Raw genomic sequence first — 26,320 nt, 5'->3', positions numbered from 1 at the left:
CCATGAGCAACACGCCACTGATATTTATTGATGTTGAGACAACGGGCACCCGTGCGACGCGTGACCGCATTACCGAAATTGCGGCATTAAAGGTAGTCAATGATCACATAACGGATCGCTGGGTCAGCCTGATTAATCCTGGCACCAGCGTGCCTTCTCACATCAGCCAGCTAACCGGCATTTATGATGACATGCTGATTGATGCGCCCTCTTTTAAGACCATTGCGCACAGCTTGCGCGAATGGCTCGGTGAAGACTGCCTTGTAGCCCACAATGCACGCTTTGATGCCAGCTTTCTGCGTAACGAGTTCAAGCGTGCCAGTATTACCTATCAGCCGCACCTCCTCTGCACACTGCGTATTTCCCGCCGCTTAATGCCTGAACTGCCCAAGCACAATCTCCGAACCTTATTGGCGCATTTCAACATTCCACAAGTCCGCCAGCATCGGGCAGAGGATGATGCCACTGCGCTTTGGCAGCTGTGGGAAACCTGGCAACAACAGTATGACGCTGCCAGCTGGCAAGCCGCTCTTGCCGATGAGCAGCGCCACCGAAGCCTGCCCGCACATTTACCCAGTGAGCAACTAACCGGGCTTCCTGCTTCACCAGGGGTTTATTTGTTTTATGGTCACAACCGCCTTCCCTTGTACGTTGGCAAAAGCATTAATTTACGCAGCCGCGTGCTTGGCCATTTCCAGCGCGACCACCAGGACGACAAAGAGATGCGCCTTGCCCAGCAAATACAGCACGTTGAGTGGGAAGAAACCGCTGGCGATTTAAGCGCCCAGCTGAGAGAGGCTCAACTGGTCAAAGAACTGATGCCGATTATGAACCGGCAGTTACGCCGTCAGGGGCATTTAAAAACGTGGTATTGGCCAACCGATCAACCTTGCCCAACACTGGTCAGCGGCAAAGCCATCAGCCAGCCTCAGCCGGGAAAGCTCTTTGGGCTGTTTCGAAGTGCCAAAGAAGCTAAAGATGCGCTGCGCAATATTGCCGAAACACATCAGCTTTGCCCGCAAGTGCTCGGAATAGATAAGGGAACAGGACGGTGTTTTGCTAATCAGTTAGGCAAGTGTCGAGGCGCTTGCTGTGGACAGGAGCCACTTGCAAGCCACACGCAGCGCGCTCAAGAAGCACTAGCATCTTTTCAAGTAAAAACATGGCCTTGGCCGGGGCGAATCATTATTCGCGAGAAAAGCCGTAAAAATGGCCCAACTAGCCACCATGTGGTCGATCACTGGTGCTATTTAGGCAGCGCCACGACCAAACAGCGTGCCTTGGGGCTAAAGGGAGTCGCTGCCAAATTTGATGTGGATACCTATCGCATCCTAAACCGCTTTTTACGCGAACCAGAGCGGCACAACCTGACGGTGCTGCCACTCTAGCTCTCCGTTACTTAGCGTTGCCTTCAGGCTACGCGTGGGCGGCCATAAATGCATCAACGGCTTGTTGGAATGCTTCTGGCTGATCGGCGTGAAGCCAATGCCCGGCGTTTTTAAGTGTTACTACTCTTGCCCGGGGCAGTACTTCGCGTAGTGCTGGCAGCATGTCATCGGCGACGTAGTGCGAATCAGCGCCTTTAAGCACCAGTGTCGGTCCTTCGAAAGCGCGGTCACCATCAGGTTTGCCGATAATCGCTTCATAACCACGTTGAATTTCATCCAACCCAACGCGCACCTCCATCTCACCCTGCTCATTGCGCACTAAATTGGTGGCAAGAAACAGCCGAGTTGGACGGGAGTCAACATGTTCGGCCAATAAGGCGTCGGCTTCACGGCGGTTAGTGGGTTTAGCCGCTTTTACCCGCTCGAGTGCAGCAAACACATCGTCGTGACCGTGCTGATAAGCCACCGGAGCGATATCCGCTACCATCAGTGATGCGCAGCGCTCAGGACTCATACGCGCCAGCGTCATAGCCACCTTACCGCCCATTGAGTGACCCAATACATGCGCGCGTTCGATCCCAAGCTTATCGAGCGCCGCCAACACGTCTTGGCTCATCGCGGTATAGCTCATACCTTCTGCATGAGGTGAACGACCGTGGTTGCGAAGATCCACAGCAATGACCCGCCTACTGCGCTGCCAAACCTTTAAATGCGAACGCCAGTTATCGGCGCTACCCAACAAACCGTGGATCACCACAAGAGGTAGTTGATCATCGCTACCAGATTCGTCGGGCAAATCGATCACATAAAGATCAACACGGGCATCATCAGACATGCGGGCTCCTCAGTCGTTACGCTTGGATTTATGCTTGGTCGTTAAGCCTAGCCGTTATGCGGTACGGGGTGATGCGTCAGTTTGCCCTGTCCACACGACTAGCCGACGCGTTAGCCACGCTAACAACAGACCATATAAAGGCAGGAAGAATAATAGACTAATGCCTAGCTTAATGGCGTAGTCGACCACGGCTATTTCTACCCAATGTTCGGCCATAAAAGGGTCTGGGCTGTTATAAAATGCGGTCGCAAAGAAAGCAAAGGTATCCGCTAGATTGCCCAATACAGTAGAGCAAACGGGAGCTACCCACCACGCCCACTGACGAAGACGATCAAACACTTGAACATCGAGTAACTGGCCTAGCACGTAAGCAAGGAAACTAGCCAACGCGATACGGGCAACAAATAAATTCCATTCACCCAAGGCTTCGATACCGACAAAGCTTCCCCGTGGAAAAATTACCGAAACAACGTAGGAAACCACCAACGCCGGAAACATGACCCGCAGTATAATTGAGCGAGCCGGCCCTTTCCCGAACAAACGAACCGTTAAGTCCGTTGCAAGAAAGATAAAGGGGAAACTGAACGCGCCCCAGGTGGTATGGAAACCAAACAGGGTAAATGGCAATTGAACCAAGTAGTTACTGGCGGCAATGATGCCAATATGAAACGCGACCATTACCAGAAGGCAACGGCGGTGCTGGGTGTCGGTTAATGCAAACATGCAGGTTGGCCTTTTTTTGCAAGTCCGAGGGGTTAGGGAACCCTCATTTAAGCGCGGTTAACGCCACTGGGGCGCGCATTATACGCCTTCCGTTAGGTAATTAAAGTCGCCCACCTGCCGGGGCGACTCTATTTATCACGCTATTAGCAACGTTTTAACCTAAACGTCTAGCGACTTAGCTTGGTCCGACGCGCCGACAGAACGCTCGCGCATCGCCGCATGCACGTCTTCTAAGCTAGTCGGATCATCAATAGTTGAGGGAATGCCGAACGACTTACCGTCGGCAATATTACGCAGCAACTTGCGCAAAATTTTACCCGAGCGGGTTTTAGGCAATCGATTGACGACCAACACCTGCTTAAAGCAAGCAATCGGCCCAATGTGCTCGCGTACTCGACTGATCAGCTCTGCTTCAAGCGTTGCTTCATCGCCATCGAAACCATCTTTAGTGATCACCAGCCCGATGGGTAGTTGGCCTTTTAGCTCGTCGTGAATACCAATCACGGCACACTCAGCCACCGCAGGGTGCGCACCGACGATTTCTTCCATTTCGCCGGTAGAAAGTCGATGCCCGGCAACGTTGATCACATCATCGGTTCTACCCATGATGAATAAGTACCCGTCTTCATCGAAGTAGCCACCATCGCCAGTCAGGTAATAACCTGGATAGGCTGCCATGTAGGCACTATGAAAACGTTGGGGATCATGCCAGATACCGGAAAGGCAACCAGGTGGAAGCGGTTGCTTAATAACCACGCTGCCCTGCTGCATTGGGTCTGTTTGCTCACCGTCACGATCCAAAATTTGCACGTTAAAGCCAGGTACAGGAAAGGTAGCCGAGCCTGCTTTGGTGGGCGCAGACTCAATGCCAGGTAAGTTTGCCGCAATAGGCCAGCCGGTTTCAGTTTGCCACCAATGATCGATTACCGGTACATCCAGCAGGTCATCAAGCCAATGAAACGTCGGTGGGTCTAAGCGCTCACCGGCTACATATAAGTGTTCAAGACTGCTGATATCGTAATTAGCTAGCAGCTTGGCATCAGGGTCTTCTTTTTTGATTGCCCGGAAGGCAGTCGGTGCAGTGAAAAAGCTTTTAACCTTGTACTCGTCAATCAACCGCCAAAAGCCGCCTGCATCAGGTGTTTTAACGGGTTTCCCCTCATACACGATTGTGGTGCAGCCTCTTAGCAGTGGCGCATACACAATATAAGAGTGTCCTACTACCCACCCTACATCCGACGCCGTAAACATCACATCGCCAGGATTCAGGGCATAAATTGCTTCCATCGAATAGGCTAACGCTACCGCGTATCCGCCTGTGTCTCGCATAACCCCCTTGGGCTTACCTGTCGTGCCAGAGGTATACAGGATATAGAGTGGGTCGGTCGCTTTTACGGGAACACAATCAGCAAACGGCGCATCCGCTACCAGTGCTTGCCAATCATGGTCGCCTTGATGGAGTTCCGCTCGATGGGCTTCACGTTGAAAAACGACGCAGGCATCCGGTTTAAAACTGCTGAGTGAAATGGCTTGATCAACAATAGGTTTGTAAGGAAGTACTTTATCAACTTCAATGCCACAGGAAGCAGCAATCACTACTTTTGGCTCAGCATCTTCAATGCGCACCGCCAGTTCATGGGGTGCGAAACCTCCAAACACAACCGAGTGAACCGCCCCTAATCGGGCACAGGCATACATTGCGATGAGCGCCTCAGGCACCATCGGCATGTAAATAACCACTCGATCCCCCTTTGTCACACCAAGGCGCGCAAGCCCTCCGGCAAACTGCGCAACACGATCACGCAACGCTTGATAGGTAATGGTTTGCTTTGACTGGGTAACGGGAGAATCCCATAGGATAGCAGGCTGGTCACCCCTGCCTTGCTCGACGTGGTAATCGATCGCCGCGTAGCAAATATTCAGCTCGCCATCGTCAAACCAACGGGCATGTTGCTGATCGTCATAGCTAAGAATTGTGGAAGGAAATTTGAACCAAGGTAGCCGCTTGGCCTGCTCAGCCCAGAATGTTTCGGGATGTTCAACTGAGTGCTGATACGTTTGCTGATAGAGGCTCATGGTGGGACCTGACTTTATTGTGTTATTGAAAGTTACCAATTGTTGACACTTTATAAAGTAAGCAGCCGCCACACCCTCATACTATGGGATAAATCGCGACTAAAGCGCTATACACCCAGCATCATTGTCGACAAAACACCACACCACTACCATTGATAGATCGTTAAACCAGCGTTTGGACAAATACCGCTAAATTACTGATCATTCAACAACTGATCCTCGCGACGCGACGATGCCTAAATAACCTATAACAACGCTGTCACAACCGTGTAGGCAAGGAGATCCTCATGTCTGCTTCTACTAGCGCCGCTGCCCGTTTACTGGAACATGATTGCCACGCCATCGAGGCGGGCACTAATCTACTTAAAGCATTGGCAAACGAAAAACGCCTCCAAATACTCTGTCTTCTGGCAGAAAAAGAGCTCTCAGTCACTCAAATCAATCAGCAACTGGAGCTAAGTCAGTCAGCGTTAAGCCAACACTTGGCAATTTTGCGCCGCGATCAGTTGGTCGACACTCGCCGCGAATCGCAAACCATTTACTACTCATTAAGTAGTGAAAGCGCCAAGGCAATCATTGACACCCTGGCGCACCACTACGCCGCCTAACTGCCAAACAGCTATTAACAGTAGCTATCGACTATCGACGCTGCCAACCAGCCGCATCGATTAAACCAAGCCCTTTAACAATGGCTTGCTCGACGCCCGCCGACATAGCCAAGCCTACCTTACGGCTGAGGGTTTTCGGCGGTTCAAGCTTCACGCTGTACACCTGAGCCTGCGCCATGCGCTCTACCAAATACGCCTCACTGGTACCAATGCTGTCGGTCAGTTTCTGTTCTAACGCTTCACTGCCGTACCAAATTTCACCCGTCGCTAGTGCATCAATGTCCATGTCAGGACGATGCTGAGAGACATACTCTTTAAACAACCGATGGGTATTTTCTAAATCATCAATAAACTTCTCACGACCCTCTTCGGTATTTTCCCCTAGCACGGTCAAGGTTCGTTTGTATTTGCCCGCCGTCAGCAGTTCGACATCAATATCATTGCGCTTTAGCAAGCGATGAATATTAGGCACCTGAGCCACAACGCCAATAGAGCCAATCACCGCAAACGGCGCAGCTTTAATATGGTTAGCTGTACACGCCATCATATAGCCGCCGCTGGCGGCCACTTTGTCGATACATACCGTTGTGGTTAAACCTGCCGCTTGAAGACGATCAAGCTGCGCTGCCGCTAAGCCATAGGCATGCACGAGCCCGCCCGCCGACTCTAACCGCACGACAACTTCATCTTCGGCTGCGGCAACATCAATAATCGCAGAAACTTCCTGAGCAAACTGCTCAGTTTGCGAAGCCTTGAGATCACCATGAAAGTCCAACACCCACACCTTCTGAGCGCTCTGAGCCTCTCCTTTGCCTTGCTTGGCAGCCTTATGCTTTGCTTTCTCTTCTTGGCGAAACGCTTTTACCAGTTTTTTCCGTGCACCTTGTTCTGTCGTAGTAACGCGTAGCCTGCGGCCACGAGAGCGCCGCTGGTCATTGAGAGACTCTACGTTTAGCTTAAGGCTATTATCCCCACTCTCCTTATTACGCAACACTAACGCCAGCACGATGCCCACCATTGCCATCAACAAGGTGGCTTGAATCAAAAACGTGCCCATCTCTACCATCCAGTCACTCATACCTTCTCTCCTACTCGACAATCTAGCTTGATTAAAACACTTGTTTAAAATAACCTCGTTAATAGCGTCGTGAGAAACTAACTCACCTAACGCCTTACACCTGCTTGGTTAACGACCAAATAATTTTTGGGAATTTATAATGTCATCGAACACGTTAGATAAACTTCAGTCGCGCTTTAATCCAGAAGCTGCCAAAGGAATGGATGAGGTATTTCAATTTCATTTCTCTGACGCGGGCAGCCATTACATGGTGATCCAAGATGGAACTCTGGACGCACACGAAGGCGAACACGACGATCCTTCTGTAAGCCTAAGCATGAGTTCAGATACGCTTAAAGGCATCATGAGCGGCGATATCAACGGCATGACGGCTTTTATGACGGGTAAGCTGAAAGCTACCGGTAATGTCATGCTGGCCACTAAGCTGACCAGCCTGTTTCCCAGTAAATAATGCCCGTTCTCGCCCGCGAGCATTCAACGCCAGCGGGCGAGATGCGCTTCGATAAGTTCACGCGAAATTGAGTACGGTGGTGGCAATGAAGGTAACTGCCTTGGTGAAAACCAAGCGGCATCACTAATCTCCACACCATCGATATGAATGCGCCGCGTCGTCGCTTCTGCAAAAAAACCAAACATTAGTGAATGCGGAAATGGCCACGCTTGGCTTTGGTGGTAACGAAGGTTTTCCACATGCACGCCCACCTCTTCGTATATCTCACGATGTACCGCTTCTTCAGCAGACTCTCCAGGCTCAATGAAGCCTGCAAGTGTTGAGTAACGTCCGGGCGGGAATCTTGGGCTTCGTGCTAACAGCATCGCCTCCCCACTGGTGACTAGCGTGATAATGCAGGGTGAAATGCGCGGATAGTTACGATGCCCACAGGCGTGACAGTGCATCGCAAATTCAGCTTCCAACTTGGTTGCCTTCTCACCGCAACGCCCACAAAAACGATGGTTCTCTAACCAAGCACCGACCTGAAGCGCCGTCGATAGTAGGCTGAACCAGGAGGCAGTCAACTCCCCTAGCCACTGCCGTCCATCTATCCAGTCCTCACCCGGCTTACTTTCCACTAACAGCGCCACCGGCTCATCGTGCCAATAACACAGCGGCTGCATCCGCTCGTCCCACGGTTGAGTCGGCTGTAACGGCGTCAACTCACCGCCTTCAGCCAACGGTGCTGGCGCTAGATGACTACGGGACACGCGGATAACACGACCTTCTCGCGCATAATGGGGAATTTCTCGTCTAAGCATCGGCACTATTACCTTCAGACCAACCACCCTCGAACCAACGCAATTGATGCGCCTGACATTTAGCTTGGTGAGCGGCGCGCTCTTCCTCACTAGGCCGGACGACCCTCAGTTGCCCTGGCGTCAACGCTAAACGCTGTACCGACAGCCCTTCATTGGCTTGATTATTTTGCTGCTCACCTGACGATGCTTCTGAATCAAGCGTAAGCGCCGTTTGCCCGCCGGTCATCGCCAAATAGACGTCGGCTAGGATCTCGGCATCAAGCAATGCGCCGTGCAACACGCGATGACCGTTATCAATGTCGTAACGCTTGCATAACGCATCGAGACTATTACGCTGGCCTGGGTGCATCTGACGAGCCATCACCAACGTATCAAGAATGCGGCAATGTTCACTAACAGGACCTAACGCGGGGGACCGTCTCCGCTGGTTTAACATGGTCAACTCGTGATCGATAAACCCCACATCGAAGGGGGCGTTATGAATCACCAGCTCGGCGCCTGCTATAAATGCCCAGAAGTCATCGGCTATGTCGGCAAACACCGGTTCATTCGCCACCTTGGCGTCATCAATACCGTGAACCGCCACGACCTCAGCATCAATATGCCGTTCAGGATTGATATATTGATGATAGGAGCGCCCTGTAAACCGCCGGTTAATCATTTCAACGGCACCAATTTCCACTAATCGGTGACCATCTTTTGGGTCAATGCCGGTTGTTTCCGTATCCAAGATCACTTGGCGCATGCTGCTCTCCTGTTATGCTCATCAATGGCTTCGTTAGCCAACGCATCGGCGCGCTCATTACCGGGGTGCCCGCTATGCCCTTTTACCCAGTGCCACTCGACACGATGCCGCTGTGTCTCCTCGTGAAGGGTCTTCCAAAGCTCAGCGTTTTTAACCGGTTGCTTGGCCGCAGTCTTCCAGCCTCGCTTAATCCAATTGTGAATCCATTGAGTAATTCCTTGGCGCACATACTGGGAATCGGTCCAGAGAGCCACTTCACACGGCTTATTTAGCGTTCGCAACGCCATAATGGCCGCCATTAATTCCATACGATTGTTAGTGGTATCTGCTTCGAAGCCTTTTAACGTCTTCTCATGCTGCCCGCTTGACAGCAATACCCCCCAGCCACCTGGGCCCGGATTTCCTCGACAGGCCCCATCGGTATACACCGTAACGCGAGGCAACCCATCGGTTGCTTGCTTACTCACTTTCACTATCCTTTTCTAGACGACGTTGACCTGAGTGGTATCGCGCAGAAACACCGGTTCGTGTAGCTCCCAGAGAAGTGGGAGTGATCGGTGCACGCAACCCAAATTTAAGACGCTCTACCGGCGCATGGCGTTGTCGCCGCTGCGCTTGAATCATGTAACTTTCACCCAACGGTAAATTATGCCTGCGTCCCAACGCTTCCCAGCGCTCTCCACAGGTGGTGCTCATCGGCCCCCGAAAACAGCAGTAGTCTACGCGTTCTACGTCAAAATCGACAAACGCCAGCCAATCGCGCAAACGGCTAGCCGTCCGCCACTGTCCGCTCCAAGGGAAATTCCCTTGCTGCTTACGCCAACGCTGGGTTAACCCGTTCAATCCTAGCGGATTGAAACCAAACAGAACTAGCACACCGCTATCGGAAGTGACCCGGGCAGCCTCTTGTAATGTGTGATGGGCATCTGGCAAATGCTCTAGCCAGTGATGAATAACCACCACCTCTAAACTGCGGTCTGGTAAGGCAAAGTGATCTGGTGGGCAGACTAACGTGGACGAAGCCTCCGCCATTGCTCTCGTCGGTGACCAGCGAATGATATGAGGAATTGCCGACATCGTCATCAACGTCGGCCCCATACTCATCTCTAAACTGTGGCCACCTTTGCGCCCTTCAACCAGCGGCCCCAAACACGCTCGCTGCGTTTCCCATAGCGAACGGCCAGCCTCTGTTTGCCAGTACGCTTGGCTTTCCGCCATCTGCTGGGCGAGCCGAGTTGCCGTTGACGAAGTTGACATGAACAGCGCTTCCCTCCACAGTAAATGCTTTTTAACGTTTTGAACGCCAGCGTTAGCGCATTCGAAAGCGTCTAATTTAGCGTCTATTTTTTTGAACTAAAGGATCTCGCCCATGATGAGCGTGACACCGATTCCCGCACTTAGCGATAACTACATTTGGCTATTAAGACAGGATACCAGTCAAAGCGTTTGCGTGGTGGATCCCGGTGAAGCAGCACCTGTCATCGAGTTTCTTGAGCGTGAATCCTTAACGCTTGATACGATTTTAATCACTCATCACCACCATGATCATACGGGTGGCCTTACAGAGTTGATTAAGCGCTTCTCGCCCCGGGTTATTGGCCCCGCCAATCCTACTATTGAAGGTATTAATGAACAGGTAGGACACGGCGATGAAGTACGTATTATGGGGCGTCTTTTTGAAGTCATGGCCACGCCAGGGCATACATTAGATCACGTGAGTTACTTCACTCCAGGAATTCCTGCACTACTTTTCTGCGGCGACACGCTGTTTTGTGGTGGGTGTGGCCGCTTATTTGAAGGGTCGCCAGAGCAAATGTTTGCATCTCTTCAAATCTTAGCGGAACTCCCAGAGGATACGCTGGTCTTTGCAGCGCATGAATATACGCAAGCGAATCTAACATTTGCTCGTGCTGCAGATCCTGATAACGAAGACGTTAAATATGCACTGCAGGAGTGTGAGAAGGCTCGGGCATTAGACCGGCCTACCTTACCCAGCACGATAGGACGCGAGCTGAAGATCAACCCCTATTTGCGCGTGAGCACCGACAGTGTGCGTCAAGCAGTAGGTACACATGGGGTCAATGATGATGATCTCGCCACGTTCACCACTTTACGCGAGTGGAAGAACCGTTTTTAAGAACGCTATCGAGTAAAAACGAACCGACTATGACTTATCGAACGATTCGCCAGCGCTTATTACTAAGCGCTGGAAGCACTGTTATTGTGAGCCTATTTTTAGCCGCAGCGGCCAGCTCTCAAGCCTCTACTACCGATGCATACCAATCTAACAGCGCCCTCAATGACGCGCCCGCTTCACCCGACTTCAGCCCCAATGCCTTTCAGCATCACTTCTGGGAAGCACTTGAGCTACAACCCCAAGATGCCTGGAGCACATTACGTGACAGCTTCCAGTGGCAGGAAAAAAATCTCCCCGCCGATGCTCAAGCACGTGTCGACAAGTGGATAGAGTACTACCGTTCCAGCCCGCAAAATATTGTCGCTATTACGGAACGAGCAACCCCCTGGCTTGCCTGGATCACCCAGCAAGTAAGCGAGCGTGGCCTTCCTGGTGAGATCGCGCTGATTCCGTTTGTTGAAAGTTCATTCGACCCCAGCGCCCGGAGCCATCGAGGAGCCGCTGGGCTTTGGCAGTTTATGCCGGGTACCGGAGATGCATTAGGTCTGGTTCGCAACGGCAACTACGATGGACGTTTAGACGTCGTGACGTCTACCGCAGCAGCGCTTGATTACCTGGAAATGCAGGCAGATGAGTGGTACGAGGGTGACCTGATGCTCTCGCTGGCCGCTTACAACGCCGGCGCTGGCACCGTTAACCGTGCGCAACGTCAAGCTCAGGGCCAAGGCCTTGCAGGCGACTACTGGGAACTATCACTGCCCCACGAAACGATGCAGTACGTTCCCAAACTTAAAGCCATTGCGACGATCATCAACAATCCAGAACAGTACGGGGTTTCGCTTCCCGACATTCATCCTGATCCCGCTTTTGCCAAAGTTCAGCTTGAGCAGCCAGTTAGCCTGGCACAGGCCTCTCAGCTTCTGGATGTTAGTCAATCCGCGCTGGCCGAGCTAAACCCTGGCTTGCTAAATGGCAGCCTTGACCCACGCAGCGCCCAGACGTTACTTGTGCCTGAAGAAGTCGACACTCAGATGTTAGCTCAGCTTTCGCAATCAAACAGTACTGCATTAGCGTCAACCAGCACACCAAGCGTTCACCGCGTTGAAAGTGGCGATAACCTTTCAGTGATTGCGTCACGCTATAATGTCACTCAACAAGACTTGATCAGGTGGAATGCGATTGAACGCCCAGAGGTACTGAAGCCTGGTCAACTGCTGACGCTTTCAGGACGGTAATGTGGGGAATCTAACCAGGCTTTGTTAACTAGGTTTAAAACGCAGTCTTTATTAATCTTTCTTGGCCATGCCTCAGTTACTATTAGCGCCGCTACTGTGACTCAGCAGTTGTGTCTAAGGTTCTAAGCCCAGGTCTAAGTTAAGGTGCTAAGCCCAGTTTCTAAGCCTTCGTTGCTACAGGAAGTTACCAATGCCACGCGGTGTGTTGTTTACCAAAGTACTTTTGTTAACCAGCGGCTTGCTGTTGAGCCTGTCGCTGTTGGCTTCTGAAAACGACGTCGAAAACAACACCGCCACCCCCGTCGAGACCGTACACGGGCTATCTCTCTACAATAGCCCGCAGCTACCTCCCGATTTTGCCTACTTCCCCCATGTTAATCCGTCCGCCCCCAAGGGCGGAACGATTACCCGTACCGCCGTGGGGGGCAGTTTCGACTCTACCAACCCGTTTATTATTCGCGGCACGCCTGCTACCGGTATTTCTCAAATTTATGACTCGTTGATGGCCAGTAATCCTGGCGAGCCCTTCAGTTTGTACGGGCTGCTGGCAGAAGGCGTCCGCCTGGATCCGGAACGTCGGTGGATAGAGTTCGATTTGCGCCCAGAGGCTCGCTTTCAGGACGGGGAGCCGGTAACGGCCTATGATGTGGTGTTCTCACTAAACCTGCTGCGTGAACAAGGTAACCCCTTCTACAGTAGCTATTACGCCGGTGTCGAACACGTTATCGCCTTAAACGATCATCAAGTGCGCTTTGAATTTAACGACACTGAGTCACGCGAGCTGCCACTGATTGTGGCCCAGTTGCCCATCTTACCCCGTCACTACTGGGAACCCCGCGACTTCAGCTCTCCGACTCTGGATGCACACCCTGGGTCAGGTCCCTATCGCATTAGCGAGGTAGACCCTGGACGGCGAATTGTCTATCAGCGAGATGACAACTATTGGGGTAAGAATTTGCCCGTCAATGTGGGTCGCTACAACATCGACCGTCTTGTTTATGAGTACTACCGCGACCGTGATATTGCCTGGGAAGCCTTCAAAGCAGGCCTTACCGACTTCAGGACTGATGCACGCGCTGCTACTTGGGCCATTGGCTATGATAATTTTCCTGCCTACCGAGACGGCTTAATTAAACGGATTACCGTGCCTGATGTTAACCCCTCCATGATGCAGGCGTTTGTCTTCAACTTACGCGAAGAAAAGTTTCAGGACCCAAGGGTGCGAGAAGCACTGAGCCTCACGTTTGATTTCCCCTGGCTCAACACCAATATTTTCTATGGCACCTATCGGCGCACGGAAAGCTTTTTCCAAAATTCTGAAATGGAAGCTACTGGAACGCCATCAGAAGAAGAACTTGCGCTACTCGAACCTTTTCGTGAAGCGTTGATAGACTCCCATCATTCAGAACGACTGTTCACCGACCCGCTGCCCATTGAACACCCCACAGAGCTGCGTGAACGCCTGCGGCTTGCGCTTGATCTGCTGCGCGAGGCTGGCTACCGCGTAGAAGATGGTGTGTTGGTGCACGGTGAAACAGGCCGACCGCTTACCCTGGAAGTACTGCTCTACGATGCTGGCCTGGAGCGTGTTGTGCAACCCATGCTACGCAATATGGCACGCCTTGGGGTTCAAACGTCGCTACGCATTGTCGATATCAATCAATATCTTAACCGAGTGCGCGACTACGATTACGACATGGTCATCAGCCACTTCCCTCAGTCTAATAATCCTGGCAATGAACAGCGCGATTTTTGGACCAGTGCTGCCGCGGAGGCACCCCAAAGTCGTAATCGCATGGCCCTTGCCCACCCTGCTGTCGATGCGCTGGTGGAGCAGCTGATTCGTGCCGATGACCGTGAAACGCTAGATACCATTACACAAGCGCTTGATCGCGTGCTGCGCTGGGGCTTTTATGTCATTCCGCACTATCATTCAGGCGAAACGCGGATTGCTGTGTGGGATAAATTTGGCTACCCAGAACCGTTTCCAGCTTATGCCATGGATATAGACGCTTGGTGGGTAAACACCGACCGAGAAGCAGAACTACAACGCCGTCATCGACGCCGCTGATTCCGCCAACCTAGATTCATCAAACATAGATTCATCAAACATAGATTCATTCAACATAGATTCATTCAACATAGTTATAACAGCTTACCGGCAATAACTTTTGGCCCCCAATTACTCATGGAGCGCGCTGTGGCACGTTATACCTTACGCCGACTGCTACTGATGATCCCGACCCTGTTCGGCATCATGCTGCTTAACTTCATGATTGTTCAGGCTGCCCCTGGGGGACCCATTGACCAAATGTTGGCCCGCTTTGAAGGGGCCGATGCCATGGCAAGCACACGCCTGGATATGGGGGGCGCTGATGTACAAGTTAGCGATGACTCTAGGGGCGCGCGTGGAATCGATCCACGCTTTATCGAGCAATTAGAGCAGCAATTTGGCTTTGACAAACCTGCTCATGAACGGTTTATCGGCATGATGGTGGACTATCTCACCTTCGATTTCGGCACCAGCTTTTTCCGTGACCGACCGGTGATTGAACTGATGATCGAGCGCCTGCCTGTCTCTATTTCATTAGGCTTATGGACAACGCTGCTGGTCTATCTCATTTCTATTCCTTTAGGCATCCGCAAAGCGCTACGACACGGCTCTCGCTTTGATGTCTGGACCTCAGGTCTAGTGATCGTAGGCTATGCCATTCCTGGCTTTTTGTTCGCCATTCTGCTTATTGTCGTGTTTGCTGGTGGCACTTACCTGGATTGGTTTCCTCTACGCGGCTTAACATCGCCCGATTTTTCCGAGCTATCCGCTTGGGGCAAAATTAAAGACTACTTCTGGCATATCACCCTACCGGTACTGGCTGCCGCGATTGGCAGTTTTGCCACCCTCACCATGCTGACCAAAAACAGCTTTTTGGATGAAATTCATAAGCAGTACGTGCTGACAGCCAGGGCCAAAGGTGCCGACGAGCAGCGTATTTTGTATGGCCATGTTTTCCGTAACGCCATGCTGATCATCATTGCGGGGTTACCCTCTGCAATGATTGGCATTTTCTTTACCGGCGCACTGCTCATCGAGGTAATTTTTTCCTTGGATGGCCTCGGCTTATTAGGCTTTGAGGCAGTAATGCAGCGAGACTACCCCGTCATTTTCGGAACGCTATTTCTGTATACGGTGATCGGGCTGCTACTAAAGCTAATATCCGACTTGACCTATGTATGGGTAGACCCACGCATTGATTTTGCGTCGAGGGAGTCATAAACATGACATTTATCAGCTCGCGTCTTTCGCCGATTACGCTGCGTCGCCTAGCAGCATTTAAAGCCAATCGCCGCGCCCGAGTATCGCTGTGGCTATTTGGCGTTCTGTTTATTGTCAGCCTATTTGCTGAACTCATCGCCAACGACAAGCCTCTCGTAATGAAATATGACGGGCAATGGTATATACCGCTACTGGTCGATTATCCGGAAACCGAATTCGGTGGTTTCTTACCCACCCGTACCGACTACTTAGACCCCTTTGTCCAACAGCAAATTAGCGACCACGGTTGGGCGCTATGGCCGATGATTCCCTACTCCTACCAAACCCTCGATATGCTAATGACACGACCTTCGCCTGCACCGCCAGATAGGCGCCACTGGCTGGGCACCGATGATCAAGGGCGTGATGTATTAGCGCGAGTCATTTACGGGTTTCGACTATCGGTTGCCTTTGCTCTGGCGCTCACCGCAGGCTCCTTGGTCCTGGGCGTGGTGGCGGGCGGTGTGCAGGGTTATTTTGGCGGCAAAGTAGACCTCATCGGACAGCGCATCACAGAAATCTGGTCTGGGTTACCGGTGCTATTTCTGCTGATTATATTGGCCAGTTTTGTGCAGCCCGGTTTCTGGTGGTTACTGGGCATCATGCTGTTGTTTTCGTGGCTGGGACTGGTTGATATCGTACGCGCCGAGTTTTTGCGTGCACGCAATCTCGAGTACGTGCGTGCAGCCAAGGCCATGGGACTCCCTTCTCGGCTGATTATGTGGCGCCACGTGCTACCTAACGCGATGGTAGCCACGCTGACGTTTATCCCCTTCCTGTTCACTGGTGCCATTGGCACGCTCACCGCGCTGGACTTTTTAGGCTTTGGCCTGCCACCCGGCGCACCTTCACTTGGCGAACTAGCGGCACAGGGCAAAAACAACCTACATGCTCCATGGCTTGGCATCACCGCGTTTATGACGCTTGCCATTATGCTCTCACTACTGGTGTTTATTGGTGAAGGGCTTCGCGATGCCTTCGACCCACGACATGTGAAGCAGCAACAGTCACCCGCCCAGGAAACCAAGCATGCCTAGTCACGCAAACAATGCCCAACCACTACTGCGCTTAAGCGAGTTTTGTGTTTCCTTCGATGGCAATGTCGTTGTCGATTCCCTCTCTCTCACTGTCAATGCGGGCGAAACGCTCGCTATCGTGGGGGAATCTGGCTCGGGCAAGTCGGTCTCTGCCCTGGGCGCGATTAATTTACTGCCTGACAACGCTAAGATAAGTGGTCAGCGCTGGTTAGAAGAGACCGATCTTAATCAACTAGGCAAACGTGATTGGAATGGTATACGCGGTAATCAGGTGGGATTTATTTTCCAAGAGCCGATGACGTCGCTCAACCCGCTTCACCGCATTGGCAAGCAAATAGGCGAAACCCTTCGTTTACACCAGGGCCTTAGCGGGCAGGCTGCACGTATACGGGCCAAGGCACTGTTAGAACAAGTCAAACTACCGCGTCCTGACGAACTGCTTGACGCTTGGCCACATCAACTTTCTGGCGGTCAGCGCCAGCGGGTAATGATCGCCATGGCCATTGCCAATAATCCGGCACTGCTGATTGCGGATGAGCCAACGACGGCGCTCGATGTGACCGTTCAGCAAGAGATTTTAGCCCTGCTGAAAGAACTCCGCGATCATCACGGTATGGGTGTGCTGTTTATCAGTCACGACTTAAATTTGGTACGCCGCCACGCAGACCGGATATGTGTCATGTATCAAGGGAAAATCCAGGAAACCGGTAGCGTTGCCGATGTATTTAATAATCCCCAAAGCGACTACACCAAAGCCCTCATTGCCGCCGAACCGGAAGGCCGGCCTGCAGAGCCTGCCGATGCCACGCCGCTTTTGACCACACGCCAGCTTAGCGTGAGTTTCAAGCGCCCGAGAACAGGACTTTTTCAGCGCCAGCCACCCGCTTTTGAAGCCCTGAAAGCCACCGACCTAACCATCGCTCCTGGCGAAACGCTGGGCATTGTCGGCGAATCAGGCTCTGGAAAAACGACGCTGGCGTCAGCGGTTATGCGATTAGTCGCTAGCCAAGGTGAGGTGATACTGGGCAATGCCACGTTGAGTCAGCTCTCTGGCGACACGCTTCGACGCCAGCGCCACCGGCTACAAATGGTTTTTCAAGATCCTTACGGAGCGCTTTCTCCGCGCATGCCGGTATTTGATATTGTCAGTGAAGGCCTGCAGTTTCATTACCCTAACTTGACCAATGCAGAAGTCACCGAACGCGTGCATCGTACGCTGCGAGAAGTGGGTCTGCCGGAAAGCTGTGCTGCCCGTTACCCTCATGAGTTTTCGGGGGGACAGCGCCAGCGCATAGCGGTGGCACGGGCAATTATCCTAGAGCCTGAGCTACTGGTACTGGACGAACCAACCTCAGCGTTAGATCGAACAGTTCAAAAACAGCTGGTCACGCTGCTGCGCGAACTTCAGGCACGCCGCCAACTAAGCTACCTGTTTATCAGCCATGATCTTGCCGTGGTGCGCGCTATGGCCCACCGCATTATGGTGCTAAAAGATGGCGACGTAGTAGAACAAGGGGATTGCCTTGAAGTGCTCGCCGCCCCGCAGCATCCCTATACCAAAGCATTGATAGAAGCTGCCCACTTGCACTAGCTACCTGGTTAACATGAACGTTTGTCTCGGCACTTTCCAAGCTGGCCACGCATGAACGCAGAAGCAAGATAACGGTATAAAAATTCATTGTTCATAATAAAAACGCCCCGGCCTTTGGCACGGGTATGTGCTGACCGGGGCGTTTTATCCACTAGCAGTGACGCTAAGTGTGTTTAGAAGCTGGCAATTTCTTCAGGCGTTAGCTCCCGCCATTCACCAGGTGCTAGGTCATCTGGCAACACCACATCGCCAATCGAACGGCGATGAAGCGCATTGACGTGATTGCCTAGGGCTGCAAACATGCGCTTCACTTGATGATAGCGCCCTTCAGTAATGGTCAATTCCGCTTGCTGAGGAGTAATAAACCTCAGCACGGCAGGTTGCGTTGGCGTTTCTTCACCATCCAGTAGAAGTCCTTCCTCTACTTGGTTAATGGCCCACTCAGCGGCGCTACCTTCCATAGGCTCCGCCAACTCTGCAATGTATACCTTGGCACAGCGATGGCGCGGCGAGGTGACACGATGGGACCATTGGCCATCATCAGTGAGCAATAACAAGCCGGTGGTATCTACATCCAACCGCCCTACCGGCTGCAGTCGCTCTACTTTGGGTAGATCAATGAGGTCAATCACCCTTGGGTAGAGCCCACGGCGGGCAGTGCACTCTACTTCCAGCGGCTTATGCATCATCAGGTAACGCAACCCAACCAGCGCTAGCGTCTCACCATTGAACTTTACTTCGTCGTTCTGGGTGTCAATTTGGGTCGCCGACTGCTTGATGGGCTCGCCATTCAGGGTCACCTCGCCATTTTTTAACGCCCGCTTTGCTAGGCTGCGCGTCAACGGGGTTGTTTCACTCAAAAAGCGATCAAGGCGCATTATTGACCCACTCCTGGCAGAAGCGAAAAGCGGTCGGCATCTTGCCAGGCAGGAAATTTTTCTCGAAAAGCATCTAGGTCCGTTTTATTTAGCGTCCCCGTTTCAATAAACGGAGAGTTTGCAGGGTGGTCGATCAGCGGTTCCCCTTTGAAATCGACCAGCATGGAATCGCCGCTATAGGCGAGTCCTTTGGCATCTTCACCGACGCGGTTGACACCCACTACGTAAACTAGGTTTTCAACTGCACGCGCTTGTAAAAGCGTGCGCCATGGGTGACGCCGGGGTGCAGGCCAGTTCGCCACACACAGCGCGGCATCATACTCGAAATGTTCGCCCTCTGCTGGCTGCTGGCGCATCCAAACGGGAAACCTCAGGTCATAGCATACGCTCAATAGCAGCCTGAAACCTTTCAGTTCAACGATCTTCCGGCCATTGCCCATACCATAGCGTTCATGCTCTCCGGCCATACGAAATAAATGGCGTTTATCGTAGTACTGCAAGTCACCGCTGGGGGTAGCCCATACCATACGGTTGAAGTATTGCCCTTCATCGACAATGGCCACGCTGCCGGTCATTACACAGCCTCTCGCCTTGGCCTGCGTCTGTAACCAGGCAACGCTCTGGCTCGCGTTCATGGGCTGGGCCATTTCCCGTGAGTTCATTGTGAAGCCAGTCGCAAACATCTCTGGCAACACAATTAAATCGGTATCGCGGCTATCTAATTCGCCTAATAGCCGCTCAAGATGCGCATGGTTGGCCTGAGGATCTTCCCAGCGCAAATCGCACTGCACTAAGCTCGTTTTCAGTTGACTCATGCCATGTCTCCTTTGCATCAGTGTGTTCGTCAATTATGTGCTAGATTAGCATTTTTAATTAGTGAGGCTGCTATGTTTCCACCCGCATCAAGGGACCCTGAAGCGGTCAAGGGCGTTATGTTTGGCTTAACGGCCTACATTATGTGGGGCTGCTTCCCACTATTTTTCGCTCTGTTTGATGGCATTCCCGCATTTGAGATCCTGATACATCGGATTTTGTGGTCGTGCCTTTTCCTGGTCGGGCTAATCAGCATACTGCGCCGCTGGGCGCCAGTGGTTAGCGCACTTGTTGAGCCTAAGCGCTTGGGGCGCGTACTCGCTTGCGCGTTACTGATTGCCTTTAATTGGGGCCTCTATATCTATGCTGTTGAAAGCAAGCAGGTATTACAAGCCAGTTTAGGCTACTTTCTAACGCCGCTGGTCAACATTGCCTTGGGCGTACTGGTGCTACGCGAAGTAATGGCTCGCCTCCAGCTGGTTGCGCTTGGTTTGGCAAGTTTAGCGATTGCAATCCAGTTTGTGATGCTGGGTGAACTGCCGTGGATCAGCCTGTTACTAGCACTCAGCTTTGGTAGCTACGGATTATTTCGCAAGCAAGTGCCTCTTGATGGGCTTTCAGGCCTGTTTGTGGAGACGCTGTTGCTATTCCCACTAGCACTAATAGCGCTCACTTGGCTCAGTTGGCAGGGGGAGTCTCACTTTATTCATAATGTGCCGATGAGCGCTCTGCTAATAATTAGCGGTGTGTTAACTGCCCTGCCGTTGATGGCCTTTGCTGGGGCTGCACGACGCTTACGGCTGGCAACGCTAGGGTTTCTGATGTATATCAATCCCAGCATTCAGTTTTTGATTGCAATCATCATCTTTGGCGAGCCTCTAGGGCTCATCCAGTTAGCGACCTTTGTGATGATCTGGGCGAGCTTAGCGCTATATTCCTGGTCCTCTTGGCAATCACGCCCGCGCCAGCAGGTGACTTCCTGAGGCTAATTCTTCCACTGGTTTTTCAATACTCACTGCACTGGTGTCATTTGTCTTTTCAGGCTGGTAACCCACGCGAAAGCCTCCCCAGTGCTTACCATTAATGTAAATGGGAACCGAAAGGTCGTGCATTATTTCACCAGTGTCACGCTTATAGGTTTGTAGCAACAACGGTTTCTCATGGGCGCCGCAACGACTGCCCGTCGGATCATCAAAAATGCGTTTGCTGCGGCAATACTTGAGATCGTGATCGTAATCACCGGTGGGCTCGCGGCTGACGGCTGCGTTATGGGTAGGCACATAGCCGTTGCGGTCACATGCAATGGCGTAACTCAACCCATACTCAGTAAGCAAAGGTTCTTGCAAGCTGGGTAACTGTAAGTCCGTGAATGCATCAAAGCCTGTATGGTAAAGCGGTGGCTGTGTCCCTGGCATGACCTTGTAATCAGGCTGGAACAGCGACGTTTCTGACAACTCACCGGAGGCAATCGCTTTCTCAAACGATTTACCAATACGGTTAGCCGCTTGGCGAGCAACGCTAAACACATGCTGATGACGCCCCTGTAAACGCTGCTGCGCCAGCTCGCCATCAACGCCTTCTGCAGCGTCCATTAACGCCCGAGCTTGCTGGGCTAAATCGCGCATATCGCGATTGCCCTCATCTACATCGTCTTCAAGCTGACGTAAGCTATCAGCAACTGTTTGGCTATGGACTTTGGTGCTTTCCATTGCTTCTGCGACGCTGGTGATTTCCTGCTCAACTTGATCGAACTGTTGCGTGATAGTGGCAAGACTGCCGCCCACCTGCTGCATCCCTTGAGAACGCTCTCTGATACGGTTCATCAGCGCTCCCATCGTACCAACAACACGTTGGCCACTCTGGTGCATATCTTTAACAAGCTCATCGACGCTTTGTGTCGCCGTTGACGTCTTTAGTGCCAAGTTGCGCACTTCGCCCGCGACCACCGCAAATCCTCGTCCATGCTCGCCCGCTCGAGCTGCCTCAATAGAAGCATTGAGTGATAACAGATGCGTTTGTTCTGCTATTCCCTCAATCATCGACGTCACGTTGCGGACGCGCTCAATTTTGTCATTAAGCGCAGATAGCATTTCCAGCGCCTGATCAGAGCGCTCGGAAACATCACTCATATCGCCAATAATATCAGCCAGCTCATCATGATTATGATGACTTGCCTGACGAGCGCTCTCGGCAAGCGAGGCGACATGGGTAGCACTGGCACTCACTTGCATGATGGCAGCATTAATAGCGTTCATACTCGATGACGCGTCACTGGCCATGGCTTCCTGCTTAGTGAGGCGTTGCGCCATAAGATCAGCGTAATGAGAAACTTCTGCCGAGGCGATAGCCGTGCTACTTGCTCGGTTCATCAACCGGTAGGCCATCGCGCGAAGCGAACCATAGTCGCGAATGGGCTTGAAGCCACGAATGGGTTTCGTCAAACGCGCTTGATCAGCTGAGTAAACCAACATCATCGTTACGAGCATTAAACCTGCACCAGTTCCCGTCGCTAACAGCAGCGCAACATAGGGAAAAGCACCAGATTCAGTCATCATCCAAACAGAAACACCTAGCACTGCCAAGGGCACTAATAGCCAAAGTAGTCGCATGTGGGGTACTCTTTTTTATTTGACGTTATTGAGCAGTCAATCAATAAAAATAAAGCAGGAGCGATTAGCCACTTTTCAGTCAGCTTAACGGGTTATGCTAATGAATGAAGTAGCACTTTCGGGTCAGAACATGCTTTTGTTTGAAAGCAAAGGCCATCACTGCCCACTCAACACGTTAAACTGATGGACTCACCAGTGGTTGGGGTTTAAAAAAACGAAGCTGACGCCAGGAGCTTATGTTCAAGCGCTATTTTCCTATTCTTACATGGCTGCCCCACTACCATAAGCGCCTGCTAGGTGCCGATATATTAGCGGGACTCATCGTAACCGTGATGGTGATTCCGCAGTCATTAGCCTATGCCCTACTTGCCGGTTTGCCCGCGGTAGTAGGCCTATATGCCAGTATTTTGCCGCAACTTCTGTATACCTTTTTAGGCACCAGCCGTACCCTGGCCGTAGGGCCGGTGGCCATCATTGCATTAATGACGGGCGCTGCACTCTCCTCTGTAGCAACGCCCGGCAGCCCCGACTATTTACAAGCTGCGCTGGTACTTTCATTACTTTCTGGCGGTATATTGGTCGCGATGGGTGCCCTTAAAATGGGCTTTTTTAGCAATTTTTTAAGTCATCCGGTTATCTCGGGCTTTTTAACCGCATCGGGAATTCTGATTGCCGTTAGTCAACTGGGAAGCCTATTGGGTATCTCCAGCAGTGGCTTTACGCTGGTAGAGCGTGTGATAACCCTCTTACCTAATCTCCCCACCTTTAACCCCTATACGCTTGTAATCGGTGCTGGAACACTGTTTTTTCTCGTTATGATGCGGCGTTTTGGTAAGCAGAGCCTTAGTGCTATTGGTTTGCCTAGAGCGCTCGCCGAGTTAATCACCAAGGCGGGTCCTGTCTTTGCGGTGATTATTACCACGCTGGCTGCTTGGCATTGGCAGTTGGCCGACCAAGGCGTTGCCATTGTCGGCGCTATTCCCAGTGGGCTACCTGCGCTAAGTTTTCCCTGGGGAGATACGTCACTATGGCGCGCCCTGTTCATCCCTGCGCTACTGATTAGTTTGGTGGGGTTTGTCGAGTCTGTTTCCATGGGACAAATGTTGGCAGCAAAACGGCGCCAACGTATCTCCCCTAACCAGGAACTGATTGGCTTAGGCGCCGCTAATCTAGCCGCAGGGTTTACCAGCGGCATGCCGGTCACCGGTGGCCTTTCGCGCACGGTCATCAACTATGATGCTGGGGCACAAACACCCGCAGCCGGAGCCTTTGCAGCACTGGGAATAGCGTTGATAACGATGGCGTTTACTGGCTGGCTCTACTACCTGCCGATTGCTACGTTGGCCGCGACAATTACCGTGTCTATTTTAACCCTGGTCGATATCCCCATGTTGCGCCAAACGTGGCGCTATTCTCGCAGTGACTTCGCCGCGATGGCCGTCACCATCCTGGTAACCCTAGTTGAAGGTATCGAAGCAGGCATTATCGGCGGTGTTAGTCTTTCTATCGCGTTATTCTTGTATCGCACCAGCCGCCCCCATAGCGCATTGGTTGGCCGGGTGCCGGACACCGAGCACTTTCGAAATACCGAACGCCACGATGTTGAAACCGTCAGTAATGTGGCGTTACTGCGAATCGACGAAAGTCTCTATTTTGCGAACGCCCGCTACCTTGAAGATACCGTTTATAATTTAGTTGCCAGCTATCCTGAGCTGGAGCACGTCGTTCTTATCTGTTCAGCCGTTAATTTAATTGATGCATCAGCACTCGAGAGCCTGGATGCGATCAATGCGCGCTTAAAAGACTCCGATGTAAAACTTCACCTGTCCGAGGTGAAGGGTCCCGTTATGGACCAGCTCAAAAAGAGTGATTTTTTAGAGGCCCTGACCGGGCGCGTTTTTCTTAGCACTTACGCCGCTTGGCGTGAATTTTCATAAGCATGTTTTCTTAAGCTTACAAAGCACCTTTAACTAACGCTCGTTTGAATGCATCATAGACTTCTAAACAAGTGCATCGATACCAAGAGCGCCAAGGAGTGGGGATGCCAAGCGAGTGGATAGCGTGTGATGATCAAACAGTCACCCTTAAAGGCGAGTGGACGCTTGCCAATTATCGCCTTATCAAAGCGGCGCTTCAGCACAGTGAAACTCACACTGAGCTTGGCAAGCCAACAGATGCGACGGTTTCACTTGACGCAATAACTCGCCTTGATACCGCCGGTGCCATACTCATTGTGGAGCTGATTGGCGTTGAGAAAGCGCAGGCGGTAGCGGATTGGGCAGCAGAACTGCCGAAAGAGCAGCAGGCGTTGCTGGTGCGTATTGCCGAAGCCATGGAAGCACCACTGGACGTTGATCCTCCTTCCTATTCACGCATTAGCCAAGCGCTTGCCAGCGTGGGTCAGCACATGGTGGGGCTATGGTCTCAGCAGCGCCAGTTGTTGGCCTTTATTGGTCTCGTCGTGGCCACCCTCTTCCAGCTGATATTGCGGCCACGCCACTGGCGCTTAACGGCCACCGTGGCCCATATCCAGCAGAGCGGCCTTAATGCCGTCCCCATCGTCGCGCTACTCACCTTTATGGTGGGCGCCGTCGTGGCTTTCCTTGGCGCTACCGTTTTGCAGGATTTTGGCGCCACAATTTATACCATCGATCTTGTGGCGTTCTCATTCTTGCGCGAGTTCGGCGTTTTGCTTGCTGCGATCCTACTCGCGGGACGAACCGCCAGTGCCTTTACCGCCCAAATTGGCGCCATGAAATCCAATGAAGAGATAGATGCCCTGCAGGCCCAGGGGCTTGATCCTATCGAGCTTTTGGTGCTCCCACGGGTAATGGCAATGTTAATTAGCCTGCCCATGCTCGCCTTTGTAGGTATGCTCAGCGGCTTAGCGGGCGGCGCCATGGTCACCTCTCTGTCACTGGATATTTCACTTACCCAGTTTATGGCCACGCTGCAAAAAGACGTATCGGTGACACACTTTTTGGTAGGACTAAGCAAAGCCCCGGTGTTTGCCTTCGTGATCGCCGTAATCGGCTGCCTGGAAGGCTTTAAGGTCAGCGGTAGCGCGCAGTCGGTGGGAGAACACACCACTTCAAGTGTCGTTCAATCGATTTTTATGGTGATTCTAATTGATGCCGTCGCCGCGCTATTCTTTATGGAGATGGGCTGGTGATCAATTCAGATAAACCGACAGAGCAAAATGACTTACCGGTTATTAAGGTTCGAGGCTTGGTGAACCGCTTTGGCACTCATGTGGTTCACGAAAATTTAGATCTGACCCTTGAACGCGGGGAAATCCTCGGCGTTGTAGGCGGTTCTGGTACCGGCAAATCAGTGCTGTTACGCAGCATCGTCGGTTTGAAACGACCCAATGACGGCACGGTTGAAGTCCTCGGCACAACGCTTAACGAGCTTAACGAGGCACAGCGCAGTCAAATAGAGCGACGCTTTGGCGTGCTGTTTCAGCGCGGTGCACTGTTCAGCTCGTTGAACCTGCAGGAGAATATTGCCCTACCGCTCATTGAGCATGCCAGGCTACCCCGTGAAGACGCCGAGCATCTTGCCAGGGTCAAGCTATCGTTGGTCGGGCTTCCGCCACAGGCCGCGCTGCAGTTTCCTGAGTCGCTGTCTGGCGGCATGGTCAAGCGCGCTGCCCTTGCCCGTGCCTTAGCGCTTGATCCTGACATCCTGTTTCTTGATGAGCCCACAGCTGGGCTTGACCCTATTGGCGCGGCGGCCTTCGATCAGTTGCTGGTCACCCTTCGCGATGCGCTGGGATTCAGCGTATTTCTGGTTACCCATGACCTGGATACGCTCTACGCTGCCTGCGATCGGGTCGCGGTACTCTCACAGAAACGTGTGCTGGTGGTGGATGCCATCGATAAAGTGGCGGATACCGACGATGAATGGATTCAAGACTACTTTCACGGCCCGCGTGGTCGAGCCGCTCAGCGTGCTCATACCGCCTTTTCAAATAACGCAAACGTCCAGGAGTGACTGC

Annotated in this window: 24 protein-coding genes; 13 read left to right on the top strand and 11 right to left on the bottom strand. The window is 52.3% G+C overall.

Going from position 1 to position 26,320, the window contains the following annotated elements:
- Positions 1–2 precede the first annotated feature (2 nt).
- A complete protein-coding gene (locus NF683_RS16815; RefSeq protein WP_253920484.1) occupies positions 3–1,388 on the top strand; it encodes a 3'-5' exonuclease family protein in 1,386 nt (461 codons plus the stop codon).
- 28 nt (positions 1,389–1,416) lie between these two features.
- On the opposite strand, the gene NF683_RS16810 is transcribed toward NF683_RS16815, so the two are convergent.
- The 3 genes from NF683_RS16810 to NF683_RS16800 all read right to left on the bottom strand — a co-directional run bounded on the left by NF683_RS16810 (position 1,417) and on the right by NF683_RS16800 (position 5,022).
- The gene (locus tag NF683_RS16810; protein ID WP_253920483.1) at positions 1,417–2,223 is read right to left on the bottom strand and encodes an alpha/beta fold hydrolase; all 807 of its coding nucleotides are present in this window, start codon (positions 2,221–2,223) and stop codon (positions 1,417–1,419) included.
- A gap of 54 nt (positions 2,224–2,277) precedes the next feature.
- Positions 2,278–2,946, bottom strand: a complete 669-nt coding sequence (locus NF683_RS16805) for a 7-cyano-7-deazaguanine/7-aminomethyl-7-deazaguanine transporter (protein WP_089038284.1) — start codon at positions 2,944–2,946, stop codon at positions 2,278–2,280.
- 159 nt (positions 2,947–3,105) lie between these two features.
- Positions 3,106–5,022: a propionyl-CoA synthetase gene (locus tag NF683_RS16800; protein WP_253920482.1), complete on the bottom strand. Its 1,917-nt coding sequence runs from the start codon at positions 5,020–5,022 to the stop codon at positions 3,106–3,108.
- 287 nt (positions 5,023–5,309) lie between these two features.
- Here NF683_RS16800 and NF683_RS16795 point away from each other — a divergent pair, with 287 nt between their 5' ends.
- Positions 5,310–5,630, top strand: a complete 321-nt coding sequence (locus NF683_RS16795; RefSeq protein ID WP_083004010.1) for an ArsR/SmtB family transcription factor — start codon at positions 5,310–5,312, stop codon at positions 5,628–5,630.
- 31 nt (positions 5,631–5,661) lie between these two features.
- Here NF683_RS16795 and sohB read toward each other — a convergent pair whose 3' ends face one another.
- Positions 5,662–6,708 (bottom strand): protease SohB, encoded by a 1,047-nt coding sequence (gene sohB / locus NF683_RS16790; protein WP_253920481.1) that lies wholly within the window; start codon positions 6,706–6,708, stop codon positions 5,662–5,664.
- A 139-nt stretch (positions 6,709–6,847) separates the two neighbouring features.
- Here sohB and NF683_RS16785 point away from each other — a divergent pair, with 139 nt between their 5' ends.
- Complete coding sequence (locus NF683_RS16785) at positions 6,848–7,159, top strand: SCP2 sterol-binding domain-containing protein (RefSeq protein ID WP_038484038.1); 312 nt, start codon at positions 6,848–6,850, stop codon at positions 7,157–7,159.
- Positions 7,160–7,182: 23 nt separating this feature from the next.
- On the opposite strand, the gene nudC is transcribed toward NF683_RS16785, so the two are convergent.
- Genes nudC through NF683_RS16765 form a run of 4 tightly spaced genes read right to left on the bottom strand, consistent with a single transcriptional unit; the run spans position 7,183 to position 9,964 of the window.
- Positions 7,183–7,962, bottom strand: a complete 780-nt coding sequence (gene nudC, locus NF683_RS16780; RefSeq protein ID WP_038484035.1) for an NAD(+) diphosphatase — start codon at positions 7,960–7,962, stop codon at positions 7,183–7,185.
- Entirely contained in the window at positions 7,955–8,707 is a 753-nt protein-coding gene (gene dnaQ / locus NF683_RS16775) for a DNA polymerase III subunit epsilon (protein WP_253920480.1), read from the bottom strand. The genes nudC and dnaQ overlap by 8 nt, the downstream gene beginning before the upstream one ends.
- A complete protein-coding gene (gene rnhA / locus NF683_RS16770) occupies positions 8,695–9,174 on the bottom strand; it encodes a ribonuclease HI (protein WP_253920479.1) in 480 nt (159 codons plus the stop codon). The genes dnaQ and rnhA overlap by 13 nt, the downstream gene beginning before the upstream one ends.
- The gene (locus tag NF683_RS16765) at positions 9,167–9,964 is read right to left on the bottom strand and encodes a class I SAM-dependent methyltransferase (protein WP_253920478.1); all 798 of its coding nucleotides are present in this window, start codon (positions 9,962–9,964) and stop codon (positions 9,167–9,169) included. Before NF683_RS16765 ends, rnhA begins: the two co-directional genes overlap by 8 nt.
- 112 nt (positions 9,965–10,076) lie before the next feature.
- On the opposite strand from NF683_RS16765, the gene gloB reads away from it, so the two are divergent.
- The 6 genes from gloB (at position 10,077) to NF683_RS16735 (ending at position 18,020) form a co-directional block, all read left to right on the top strand.
- On the top strand, positions 10,077–10,844 hold the full coding sequence (gloB, locus tag NF683_RS16760; protein WP_253920477.1) for a hydroxyacylglutathione hydrolase: 768 nt from the start codon (positions 10,077–10,079) through the stop codon (positions 10,842–10,844).
- Between the two features lie 29 nt (positions 10,845–10,873).
- Positions 10,874–12,079 (top strand): transglycosylase SLT domain-containing protein, encoded by a 1,206-nt coding sequence (locus NF683_RS16755; RefSeq protein WP_253920476.1) that lies wholly within the window; start codon positions 10,874–10,876, stop codon positions 12,077–12,079.
- A 190-nt stretch (positions 12,080–12,269) separates the two neighbouring features.
- A complete protein-coding gene (locus NF683_RS16750) occupies positions 12,270–14,150 on the top strand; it encodes an extracellular solute-binding protein (protein WP_253920475.1) in 1,881 nt (626 codons plus the stop codon).
- Positions 14,151–14,279: 129 nt separating this feature from the next.
- Positions 14,280–15,353 carry a microcin C ABC transporter permease YejB gene (locus NF683_RS16745; protein ID WP_089038292.1) on the top strand — a complete coding sequence of 358 codons (1,074 nt, stop codon included), beginning with the start codon at positions 14,280–14,282 and terminating at the stop codon, positions 15,351–15,353.
- A 2-nt stretch (positions 15,354–15,355) separates the two neighbouring features.
- Complete coding sequence (locus NF683_RS16740) at positions 15,356–16,429, top strand: ABC transporter permease (RefSeq protein WP_253920474.1); 1,074 nt, start codon at positions 15,356–15,358, stop codon at positions 16,427–16,429.
- Positions 16,422–18,020, top strand: a complete 1,599-nt coding sequence (locus NF683_RS16735) for an ABC transporter ATP-binding protein (RefSeq protein ID WP_253920473.1) — start codon at positions 16,422–16,424, stop codon at positions 18,018–18,020. Before NF683_RS16740 ends, NF683_RS16735 begins: the two co-directional genes overlap by 8 nt.
- A gap of 173 nt (positions 18,021–18,193) precedes the next feature.
- Here the strand turns inward: NF683_RS16735 and NF683_RS16730 are convergent, their stop codons facing one another.
- Positions 18,194–18,898, bottom strand: coding sequence for a pseudouridine synthase (locus NF683_RS16730; RefSeq protein ID WP_089038295.1), 705 nt, complete (start codon positions 18,896–18,898; stop codon positions 18,194–18,196).
- The gene (locus NF683_RS16725) at positions 18,898–19,713 is read right to left on the bottom strand and encodes an amidohydrolase (RefSeq protein ID WP_089038296.1); all 816 of its coding nucleotides are present in this window, start codon (positions 19,711–19,713) and stop codon (positions 18,898–18,900) included. Before NF683_RS16725 ends, NF683_RS16730 begins: the two co-directional genes overlap by 1 nt.
- A 72-nt stretch (positions 19,714–19,785) precedes the next feature.
- Between NF683_RS16725 and rarD the strand changes: the two genes are divergently transcribed.
- Complete coding sequence (gene rarD, locus NF683_RS16720; RefSeq protein ID WP_089038297.1) at positions 19,786–20,694, top strand: EamA family transporter RarD; 909 nt, start codon at positions 19,786–19,788, stop codon at positions 20,692–20,694.
- On the opposite strand, the gene NF683_RS16715 is transcribed toward rarD, so the two are convergent.
- Positions 20,665–22,320, bottom strand: coding sequence for a methyl-accepting chemotaxis protein (locus tag NF683_RS16715; RefSeq protein WP_253920472.1), 1,656 nt, complete (start codon positions 22,318–22,320; stop codon positions 20,665–20,667). The genes rarD and NF683_RS16715 overlap by 30 nt on opposite strands.
- Positions 22,321–22,556: 236 nt before the next feature.
- Here NF683_RS16715 and NF683_RS16710 point away from each other — a divergent pair, with 236 nt between their 5' ends.
- The 3 genes from NF683_RS16710 to NF683_RS16700 all read left to right on the top strand — a co-directional run bounded on the left by NF683_RS16710 (position 22,557) and on the right by NF683_RS16700 (position 26,316).
- The gene (locus NF683_RS16710) at positions 22,557–24,257 is read left to right on the top strand and encodes a SulP family inorganic anion transporter (RefSeq protein WP_089038299.1); all 1,701 of its coding nucleotides are present in this window, start codon (positions 22,557–22,559) and stop codon (positions 24,255–24,257) included.
- 104 nt (positions 24,258–24,361) lie between these two features.
- On the top strand, positions 24,362–25,492 hold the full coding sequence (locus NF683_RS16705) for an MlaE family ABC transporter permease (RefSeq protein WP_253920471.1): 1,131 nt from the start codon (positions 24,362–24,364) through the stop codon (positions 25,490–25,492).
- Positions 25,492–26,316 carry an ABC transporter ATP-binding protein gene (locus NF683_RS16700; RefSeq protein ID WP_089040866.1) on the top strand — a complete coding sequence of 275 codons (825 nt, stop codon included), beginning with the start codon at positions 25,492–25,494 and terminating at the stop codon, positions 26,314–26,316. The genes NF683_RS16705 and NF683_RS16700 overlap by 1 nt, the downstream gene beginning before the upstream one ends.
- The last annotated feature ends 4 nt before the right edge of the window (positions 26,317–26,320 follow it).

Source organism: Halomonas sp. MS1, assembly GCF_024182575.1.
GTDB lineage: Bacteria > Pseudomonadota > Gammaproteobacteria > Pseudomonadales > Halomonadaceae > Vreelandella.
The sequence above is the reverse complement of the archived record's forward strand: the minus strand, read 5'-3'. Positions and strand labels throughout refer to the sequence as shown.